The 9,345-nt window shown below is 65.4% G+C and carries 11 protein-coding genes; 3 read left to right on the top strand and 8 right to left on the bottom strand.

Annotated elements, in window-relative coordinates:
* Positions 1-215: 215 nt before the first annotated feature.
* The 3 genes from RMN95_RS14350 to RMN95_RS14340 form a co-directional block, all read right to left on the bottom strand.
* Entirely contained in the window at positions 216-1,088 is an 873-nt protein-coding gene (locus RMN95_RS14350) for a DUF559 domain-containing protein (protein WP_309617592.1), read from the bottom strand.
* Between the two features lie 271 nt (positions 1,089-1,359).
* On the bottom strand, positions 1,360-1,668 hold the full coding sequence (locus RMN95_RS14345) for an MGMT family protein (RefSeq protein WP_309617591.1): 309 nt from the start codon (positions 1,666-1,668) through the stop codon (positions 1,360-1,362).
* Positions 1,668-2,120, bottom strand: coding sequence for a GNAT family N-acetyltransferase (locus RMN95_RS14340; protein WP_309617590.1), 453 nt, complete (start codon positions 2,118-2,120; stop codon positions 1,668-1,670). The genes RMN95_RS14345 and RMN95_RS14340 overlap by 1 nt, the downstream gene beginning before the upstream one ends.
* A gap of 121 nt (positions 2,121-2,241) precedes the next feature.
* On the opposite strand from RMN95_RS14340, the gene RMN95_RS14335 reads away from it, so the two are divergent.
* Entirely contained in the window at positions 2,242-3,456 is a 1,215-nt protein-coding gene (locus tag RMN95_RS14335) for an NADP-dependent isocitrate dehydrogenase (RefSeq protein WP_309617589.1), read from the top strand.
* Between the two features lie 390 nt (positions 3,457-3,846).
* Here RMN95_RS14335 and RMN95_RS14330 read toward each other — a convergent pair whose 3' ends face one another.
* The gene (locus tag RMN95_RS14330; RefSeq protein ID WP_309617588.1) at positions 3,847-4,215 is read right to left on the bottom strand and encodes a CAP domain-containing protein; all 369 of its coding nucleotides are present in this window, start codon (positions 4,213-4,215) and stop codon (positions 3,847-3,849) included.
* A gap of 109 nt (positions 4,216-4,324) precedes the next feature.
* Here RMN95_RS14330 and RMN95_RS14325 point away from each other — a divergent pair, with 109 nt between their 5' ends.
* Positions 4,325-4,576 (top strand): hypothetical protein, encoded by a 252-nt coding sequence (locus RMN95_RS14325; RefSeq protein ID WP_309617587.1) that lies wholly within the window; start codon positions 4,325-4,327, stop codon positions 4,574-4,576.
* A gap of 97 nt (positions 4,577-4,673) precedes the next feature.
* On the opposite strand, the gene RMN95_RS14320 is transcribed toward RMN95_RS14325, so the two are convergent.
* Both RMN95_RS14320 and RMN95_RS14315 read right to left on the bottom strand, forming a co-directional pair.
* Entirely contained in the window at positions 4,674-5,375 is a 702-nt protein-coding gene (locus tag RMN95_RS14320; RefSeq protein ID WP_309617586.1) for a CAP domain-containing protein, read from the bottom strand.
* A gap of 59 nt (positions 5,376-5,434) precedes the next feature.
* The gene (locus tag RMN95_RS14315; RefSeq protein WP_309617585.1) at positions 5,435-5,803 is read right to left on the bottom strand and encodes a CAP domain-containing protein; all 369 of its coding nucleotides are present in this window, start codon (positions 5,801-5,803) and stop codon (positions 5,435-5,437) included.
* A 459-nt stretch (positions 5,804-6,262) separates the two neighbouring features.
* Between RMN95_RS14315 and RMN95_RS14310 the strand changes: the two genes are divergently transcribed.
* On the top strand, positions 6,263-7,231 hold the full coding sequence (locus RMN95_RS14310) for a malate dehydrogenase (RefSeq protein WP_309617584.1): 969 nt from the start codon (positions 6,263-6,265) through the stop codon (positions 7,229-7,231).
* A gap of 36 nt (positions 7,232-7,267) precedes the next feature.
* On the opposite strand, the gene RMN95_RS14305 is transcribed toward RMN95_RS14310, so the two are convergent.
* Together RMN95_RS14305 and RMN95_RS14300 are read right to left on the bottom strand one after the other, a co-directional pair.
* Complete coding sequence (locus RMN95_RS14305) at positions 7,268-8,773, bottom strand: oxidoreductase (protein WP_309617583.1); 1,506 nt, start codon at positions 8,771-8,773, stop codon at positions 7,268-7,270.
* A partial coding sequence (locus tag RMN95_RS14300; RefSeq protein ID WP_309617582.1) for an FAD:protein FMN transferase occupies positions 8,770-9,345 on the bottom strand: 576 nt, incomplete at its 5' end. The genes RMN95_RS14305 and RMN95_RS14300, both read right to left, overlap by 4 nt.

Raw genomic sequence — 9,345 nt, 5'->3', positions numbered from 1 at the left:
CCTCTGTTCCTCATTCTCTCTTGGCCTCCCCTGCTCTAACCCCATTTCACCCCTGTCGTCCCCTTATCGTCCCTGTCCGTCGTCCGAAATGACGGATCCGAGCTTGGTCGGGTACCGACACAGCGGGCCGGGCTGGGCCACAACAGAAGCAAACTCCGTCATTTCGGACCTGGATGGATCGATAGACCGATGGATGCCGCGGCGCAACTCGAGCGTCAGGCCAAGTGGTCGCCGCTAGCGATCGCCGCGTTGACCGCTCTGATCACATCGCCCCAACGTTCGCGCACCTGCCGATAGCTGAATCGCAGTACGCGATATCCCAGGGCTCGCAAAAGAGCATCCCTGCGACGGTCCTCCTCAAATGCCTCCCGAGTCGTATGAAACTCGGCCCCATCAATTTCGACTACAAGTCGGTCTCCCAGCAAAAAATCCACTCTCACGCCAGCGCTGACCTGTACTTGCTGCGTAAACCGGATGCCCGCGCAGATGAACTCGACCTTCGCGAGTGATTCGCCTCCGCTTCCACTGAGCTTGTTCACTCCACGAAGCTTGAGCCGTGTCGCCGTCGGCAGTGATCGTGCGGCCCTCCTCCAATCGGACAGCGAAATCATGCCGAGGGCGATCGCTGACTCGACAACGGCGAACGCGATGTTGGCCGGCTGTGTCCTGACCACTTCCAGCACACAACCGAGCGGGCCAACGAGGGATCGCGTTCCGGGCGTGGCTCGGTCTGTCCAGTGCACACGCACCCGAGGTCGGCGGAGCTGCTTGAGCCGCACCGCTGAGTCGATCGGACTACGAAGGGCTCGGGCATCCCGTGAAACAGTCAGTTCCAGTGGTGCGTGAGCGGGAGTCCAGATGCCGTGGCGGCGAGCACCAGCCAGACCAGTGAGCCGTCCGCCGACGCGCACTGCCTGCAGCTCGAGTTCGTTGAGTTCGGGGCAGACGTAATGACCCTGCCGGGCGCGCACAATCAAGCCCGCGCGAACCGCTCCCGTGAGCTGGCGCGACGTGTGTCCGTCACGCAGCAGTTCGTAGGTGCGGGCAACACCGCCGCGCCGCCAGATGTCGTAGTAGATAGTTCGCATGTAAGCAGCATCGGCAGCTTGGCTCCGGTGCACCCCTCGTCATCCACGATCGGTGCAGAACTCACCTCCCCGCCCGAAATGACGGAGAAGAGTGGATGACGCGGTCTCGAGTTCCCGCGAACGCGCGGAGAGCCGACGCAAAGTCCGTCATTTCGAACGGGGTGAGGGGGCAGCGGGGCGAGAGCGCGGGGTGAGGGGGCAGCGGGGCGAGAGCGCGGGACGGGGCGCGGGGCGGCGGCCGGGGAGGGTGCGCCTGCGGTGGCGGTGCTGCCTACGGCGTGTAGCGCGCCGCGGGCAGGTTCACGCGGAAGACTCCGCCCCGTGACCACGTCAGCGGGGTGCCCTCGGCGCGGAAGAACTCGAGCGCGCGCTGCTCGTGGTCGAGCGCCGGATGACCGCTCGCGCGTACCACTCGCCACCACGAGGCATCCGACCCGTAATGCGACATCACCTGACCGACGGCTCTCGCGGCGCGGGATCCGATTGCGGCCGCGACATCGCCGTAGGTCATTACCATGCCGGGTGGGATCGAATCGACCACCGCGAGTACGCTGCCAACGAAATCGTCAGGCGGCGGCACTACAGGCCCAGCACGCCGATATTTTCGCCGTATTGGGATTGGCCGCTGATGGTGAACCCGACTCGGAGAAAAAATTGTTCAGGCCCGTCGTCGCCGGGTTCCCACACCGCGGTCACCCGATCGAAGCCGCGGCTTTTGGCCTCTTCGGCAAGCGCGAGAACGGCGAACCTGCCGATGCCGGAGCCCTGGGCATTCGCCGCCACGTTGACGCGCCAAATGCAGCTGCGAAATTCTTCCTGCGTGGCCTCCGAGTCAAAGTTTCCGCGGATGAAGCCCACGACCTCGTCGCCGTCGAGCACGACCCGCGGCCACGAGGTGATCGGGCTGAGGTAGGCATCCGCGATCGCGTACGACGGCGGCGTGACGAACTGCTCCTGACCGCGCCGAAGCGTGAGATTATTCGCAGCGACGATGGTCTTTGCGGAAAGTTCTTCCAGTCTCAGCTCACCCATGCACACAGGGTAACGCGCCAATGCGTCGAGTACCAGAACTCAACACGGAAAGTATCTCGATATCGAGATACTTCTCTCAACGAGTATGCTGTTCACGGCCCAAAAGACTAAGGAGATCAGCGTGTCGAAGATCAAGGTAGAAGGCACCGTCGTCGAACTCGATGGCGACGAGATGACCCGCATCATCTGGCAGAAGATCAAAGACACACTGATCCACCCGTATCTTGACATTGATCTCGAGTACTACGACCTCGGCATCGAGCACCGCGACGCGACCGATGACCAGGTCACCATTGACGCGGCCCACGCCATCCAAAAGCACGGTGTCGGCGTGAAGTGCGCGACCATCACGCCAGACGAGGCCAGGGTCGAGGAATTCGGTCTCAAGAAGATGTGGAAGAGCCCGAACGGCACGATCCGCAACATTCTCGGCGGCGTGATCTTCCGCGAGCCGATCATCATCTCCAACATCCCGCGACTGGTGCCCGGCTGGAACAAGCCCATCATCATCGGCCGTCATGCGTTCGGCGACCAGTACCGCGCTACCGACTTCCGATTCCACGGCAAGGGCAAGCTCACCGTCGAATTCACTCCGGACGACGGCACCGAGCCGCTCAAGTTCGAGGTGTTCGACGCCCCCGGCGACGGCGTAGCGCAGGTACAGTACAACCTCGACGACTCCATCATCGACTTCGCGCGGGCGTCGCTCAACTACGGCCTGACACGCAACTACCCGGTGTACCTCTCAACGAAGAACACCATCCTGAAGGCATATGACGGTCGCTTCAAAGACATCTTTGAGGAGGTCTTCGAGAACGAGTTCAAAGTCAAGTTCGAGGCGGCCGGCCTGACCTACGAGCACCGACTCATCGACGACATGGTCGCCTCGGCCATGAAGTGGGAGGGTGGATATGTCTGGGCCTGCAAGAACTATGACGGAGACGTGCAGTCAGATACCGTGGCCCAGGGCTTCGGATCGCTCGGGCTCATGACCTCAGTGCTGTCGGTCCCGGATGGGTCGGTCGTCGAAGCCGAAGCCGCACACGGCACCGTCACCCGCCACTACCGGATGCACCAGGCGGGCAAGCCCACCTCCACGAACCCGATCGCCTCGATCTATGCCTGGACCCGGGGGCTCGCCCACCGCGCCAAGCTAGACAGCAACCCGGCGCTCGCCGAATTTGCCGACACCCTTGAGGATGTCGTCATCAAGAGCGTCGAAGCCGGACACATGACCAAAGACCTCGCGGCGCTGGTCGGGCCGGACCAGAAATGGGAAACCACAGAAGAATTCCTCGACACCCTTGATAAGAATCTGGCGGCGCGGCTCGCGTAGCCACTTCGGTCTGCCCCGTTGTGGGTCTGCCGGGTGGCTCCTCGGGAGCTCGTGTCCTGCGTCTGACATTCGCTGGTGAGGTTAGGTCACCACGATCAACACGGCCCTAGCCGTAGGTCGGGGCCCGTGTTGCGTGTGCCGTCCCGCCTTCCTCGCGGCTTCTGCGCACCTTTGGGACAAGCGCGTGTGCGCGCCACACGGCCGTCGCCACGAAACTGCGCAGATAGCGGAGTGGATGCCGCGACGCCGGGTCGCACCGGCGGCCCATCGGGTGCTCCCAAACCCGTGCGCTCCAGAGCCGCGCAGGCGCTACAGCTGTAGCGCCTGCCCCGCAACGGCGCAGACGGTAAGCGGATGATGACCTCTCCAACGAACGGCCAGCGCAGATCGCTAGCTGAAGAGTTGTGTCCAGTAAATGCGGTAGTCGCCGCTTCCCTGCGCGACGCCCACGCCCAGCTTGGTCTGCCCGCAATTGAGGATGTTGTCTTTGTGGCCCTGGCTGTTCATCCAGGACTCCATGACGCTCTCGGCGGTTGTTTGGCCGGCAGCGATGTTCTCGCCACTCGCAGATACTCCGCCAGCGGCAGCTCGATCCCAGGGTGAGAGCCCTTCCGGCGTGTCGTGGGCGAAGTAGTTGCGAGTGCCCATGTCGGCGCTGTGCGCGAAGGCTACGGCCGCTAGTCCGGCATCCTCTGCGACAGGCCCGCATCCGGCCTCGGCCCTCCGCTGATTCACGATGGCGACGACCTGGCTCGCCATCGTGGCTTCCTCGCCAGTTGGTGAGCGGGGAGGTGCCGGTGCGGGTGCTGGCTCCGGTGCGGCTTCAGCTACTGGAGCAGGGGGCGCCTCGGGCTGCGGGGGAGCAGCAGTGGCCGGGGCAGCGGGAGGGCTTGGCGACGGCGAGGGGCTCGGTTTCGCAGAGGGCGAGGGGGATGCCGTCATCGGGCGATCCCCGCGCTGCCCGGCAGCGTCACCGCTTCGCAGTGATTGTGCTGATATTGCCGACAGGGATCCTGTCGCCGAGGCGGAGAACACCCATCCGAAGCAACCCAACGTAATGGCGGCGCCGAGTGAGATTATCGCGATGCGTGCGGCTTTCGGGAGTCGATTCACCGCATAAACCTATAGGAATTCGCTGGGCGCTTCTACCCCATCTTGAGGGGGAGAGGAGACGATCCGCTGATCCAGATGGGTCGGTCGACCAGTGATGACAATAATTAGCCGAAGAGTTGCGTCCAATAGATGCCGTAGTCACCGGCGCCCTGGAACACACCCACGCCGAGCTTGGTGTGACTGCACATGAGGATGTTATCTTTGTGGCCTTGGCTGCCCATCCAGGCTTCCATGGCACTCTCCGCCGTCGGCATGCCTGCCCCGATATTCTCCCACCCCGTGGTCAGCCCTACGGCGACGGACCGATCCACCGGCGAGAGCCCTTCGGGCGTGTAGTGGCTGAAGTAGTTGCGCATAGCCATGTCGGCGCTGTGGGCAAAGGCCAGAGCCGCTTGCGGGGCATCCTCGGAGACGGGGCCGCATCCGACTTCGGCGCGTCGCTGGTTCACGATGGCGACGACCTGACTGGCCACCGCGGCTTCCTCGGCTGTGGGTGATCGGAGCACCGGTGCTGGTGCCGGCTCCGGTACCGCCTCGACTACCGGAGCCGCAGGCGCCTCGGGCGGGGGGAGCGGGGCGGCGGGGGGGCTTGGTGAGGGGGTCGACGTTGTGGTGGGCAACGGCGACGCAGCCATCGGGCGATCCCAGGACTGCTGGACGGCGTCGCCGCTCCTCGCCGATTGTGCCGAAGTGGCCGAGAGGGACCCTGTCGCAGAGGCGGAAAACACCCACACGAATCCGCAGAGCACGGTGGCAGTGCCGAGGGAGACTAGTGCGACGCGTACGGCCTTCGGGAGACGATTCATGATTCCAATCCGAACCGGTGAATGCGGCGCGGTACCGCTTCCCCCAGCAATGAGTGATTCTACTGGCCGAAGAGTTGCACCCAGTATGGGCTGTGCGGGCCGGTAAGGTACACGCCGACACCGAGCTTCGTGTGCTCGCAGTTGAGCATGTTGTCTCGGTGGCCCGGGCTGCCCATCCAGGCTTCGATAACGCCCGCCGATGTGGGGGACACCGCCGCAATATTCTCCCCTCGGGCGTCTAACCCGGCGGCCCCAGCGCGATCCCAGGGGGTAACGCCCTCGGGTGTGGTGTGGTCGAAGTAGTTACGCTCGGACATATCGACGGCGTGAGCATGTGCCACCGCAGCGAACGCGGAATCGTCAGAAACAGGCCCACATCCGACTTCGGCCCTTTTCTGATTCGCTAACACGACGACCTCGCTCGCCATTGCGCTTTCCTCAGCCGTTGCCGATCGGGGCGACGCAGGTGGAGGTGCGGGTGCGGGCTCTGGCGCGGCTTCCACGACCGGAGCCGGGGCAGCCACAGGCGGCGGGGTCGGAGTGGGGGTGCTGCTAGGCGACGGGGTGGGCCGTGGGGTCCTGGTAGGCGATGGTGTCGCGGTGACCGGTCGATCTCCGCGCTGTTGGGAAGTGGCACCGGCCTGCAGCGATTGTGCTGACACGGCCGAAAGCGACCCTGTTGCTGACGCCGAGAAGATCCATACGAAACCCCCCCAACGTCAGGGCAGCGCCAAGAGAGAATATTGCCATGCGTACGGCTTTCGGGAGTCGACTCACCCCGCTAACTTATAGGGATTTGCCGGGCGCCTCTACCCCGTATGAGGGGTAGACACGTCGGCCGAAAGCCAACGCCCCTTCACGGCCGGGCACGGCGTACTGTCATGAGGGTGAAGATTACCGTCACCGGAGCCGCGGGCCAGATCGGCTACTCCCTGCTTTTTCGCATCGCGTCCGGCGCCATGCTAGGCCCCGGCGTTGCGGTGAACCTGCGGCTGCTCGAAATAGCCCCGGCGCTCGCCGCCGCCGAGGGTGTCGCCATGGAACTTGCGGATTGCGCGTTCCCGCTCCTCGAATCGGTGTCGGTGACGGATGATGCGGCCGAGGCATTCGACGGCGCAAATGTTGCACTGCTGGTCGGTTCCCGACCGAGGGCCGCGGGGATGGAGCGCAGCGACCTGCTCGCAGCGAATGGTGGGATCTTCGCCCCGCAGGGTCGCGCCATCAATGACCACGCGGCCGATGACATCCGGGTGCTCGTGGTGGGAAATCCGGCCAACACGAACGCTCTGATCGCTCGCGATCATGCCCCGGATGTCCCGGCCAGCAGGTTCACCGCGATGACCCGGCTCGACCACAACCGTGCTGTCGCGCTGCTCGCGGTCAGGCTCGGGGCGCCGGTCGCGTCCCTGTCGCGGCTCGCCATCTGGGGAAACCACTCGGCCACGCAGTATCCGGACCTCACGCACGCACTCGTGGACGGGTCGCCGGTCGTGGCCGACCGGGCATGGGTCACCGACGAGTTCATTCCGACGGTGGCGAACCGGGGGGCGGCGATCATTGCGGCCCGCGGGCTGTCGTCTGCGGCATCCGCTGCCAATGCCGCCACTGACCACATGCGCGACTGGATGGCAGGCACCCCCGACGGCGACTGGACCTCGGCGGGCATCGTGTCTGACGGCTCGTACGGAGTTCCGGAGGGGCTGGTCAGCTCGGTCCCGGTCACCTCCCGTGACGGACAGTGGCGGATCGTGGACGGGCTCACCGTTGACGAGTTCTCGCGGTCGCGTATCGACGCTTCGGTGGCCGAACTCGTCGAGGAGCGCGACGCGGTGCGCGCGCTCGGGCTGCTCCGCTGAGCACGCCGAACGGGATGCTGAGCGGGCCCGAGGGGCTCAATAGCCCGAGAAGGAGTCGGAGTGCACCCGCTTCGCGCCCTGCGAGCGCAGCGCCTTCCGCAGGTCGTTGACGAGAGCAGGCGGGCCCGACACGTAGGCGCGACGCCGGGCCAGGTCAGGGATGGCGGCGGTGAGCCGCTCGCCGGTCACGCGGCCGCTGCCGCCGTACTGCCAACCCGCCGGCAACGGCGACGGCGCTTCGGGGGCGTACAGCACGACGCGCACTCCCGAGCTCTCGAGCAGCGCGCCGTAGGGCAGGGCTCCCGTCGAACTGGTGGCGTATGCGACGACCACATCACGTTTCTCTCCGCGGGCGGTCGCGTGCGCAAGCTGGCTGGCGAAGGGGGTGATGCCAATGCCCCCCGCGACGAGCAACAGTGGCTCCGAGGCATCCCGGGGCAAAAAGAAGTCGCCACCGACTCCCGTGCCGTGCACGATCGCGCCCGGTTCCAGGTCGAGCAGCGCCCGCTTGAAGCTGGAACTCTTCTCGGGCACGGTGATTGCGAAGGTGATGGGCCCGTCGACGGTGGGCGCCGACGAAATACTGAAGTACCGTCGGGCACCCCGGAAGTCTGCGCGCCGGTGCGGGATGCCCAGTTCCATGTATTGGCCGGGGGAAAAGCGCACCGGGCGCGACGGCTGAAATGACAGCTCGAAGGTGGTCGGCCCGACCGGGGACTTGCCGAGGTAGCGGAGCCGGATGCCGCGGCGCTGGCCGAACGCGAAGGCCACCAGGTTGGCGACCAGCAGCGCCAGCAGGTACTTATTGGCGTAGCCCGAGTTGAACGGCACGGCGAACACGAGTGCGGCGATAACGGCGACGGCGATCTGCTGCCAGCGGCGCGGAGGAAGGGTGAGCGGTTCGCTCAGCATGAATCCGGCGAAGAAAAAGAGCGACGATGAGATGAACGCGAAGCTGAGGGCGGCCTCAACTGTGCTACCACCGAGAAGAGAGGCGACGACGCTGATCGACCCGGCCACCGCGGCGAAGGTGACCCCGAGGGCGAGCCGCTGGGTGCGATAGAGCACCAACAGTGCCCCGATGATGATGACCGGCTGAAGGTAGAGGGTGCCGATCCACCAGATCGGATATGCGGTGCCAACAATTCCGATCACGAGCGTTCCGACCGCCGCCGGGTTGAGGATGTGCCGACCACGGAACGCCAGAAGGTACTTGGATGCACTCGCGATGACCCCGGCGAGGGCGATACCCAGCAGCACGAAAGGGTCTGTGCTGGGCTCCATGATCATGAACACCAGCAGGCCGGTGATGATGGATGACTCGATATGGAACCGGCGCCGTGCGACGAGGCCTGCCAGCCAGCCGCTCAGCGCCGTGACACCAACCGACACCGCGAGCGAGGCAAGCAGTTCGACGGGTTGCGCCGAGAGTTGGCTGGCCAGGGCGAGCAGCAACGACAGCGCGGTGATCGCCGCCAGGCCGATCAGCACCAGCTTGTGCATGGGGATCGCACCGGTGATTCGGTCGAGTTGTTGTTTCATGTGAACATCTCCCCGTCGAGGTGTGGCGAGTACTCTACTCGGCCGTCTGACAGCATCCGCACCCAGGTGAAGTCGAATTCGGCCCCCAGGCGCGTGGGGTCAGCGAAGAACAGTGCGGTGGCGAGGCCGTCGGCTTCGAGCGCGAGGGCCGACACAGCCCAGGTGGCGATCACGCGCCGGGTGGGCAGTCCGGTGGTGGCGTCAATGACGTGATGCAGGCCATCGCCCCACGCCCGGCGGTTGGAGGCTGATGCGCAGATCGAGTTGCCGCGCAGGTGGGCGACCCCGATCGCTAGGGTGTGGTCTGTCGGATGCTCGAGCGCGACACGAATGGGCACCGCCCCGCTGTGCCGGATGTCGCCGCTGCCGTCGACGATGAACTCCGTGTGGCCAGCCCCGGCCAGCATCCCGCTGATGATGTCCACGAGGTATCCCTTTCCGGCGGCTCCCACATCGATTCGCACGGGGCGAGCCGTGGTGAGCGCGTGCCCATCCCACGCGAAGGCCTCATCCCACCGGGGAGCGGGGGCCACTCGGCCCGTGGGCCTGAGCGAGTACGCGCGGTCGTAGCC

The sequence above is a fragment of the Salinibacterium sp. genome (assembly GCF_031364185.1).
Lineage (GTDB): Bacteria > Actinomycetota > Actinomycetes > Actinomycetales > Microbacteriaceae > Rhodoglobus.
The sequence above is the reverse complement of the archived record's forward strand: the minus strand, read 5'-3'. Positions and strand labels throughout refer to the sequence as shown.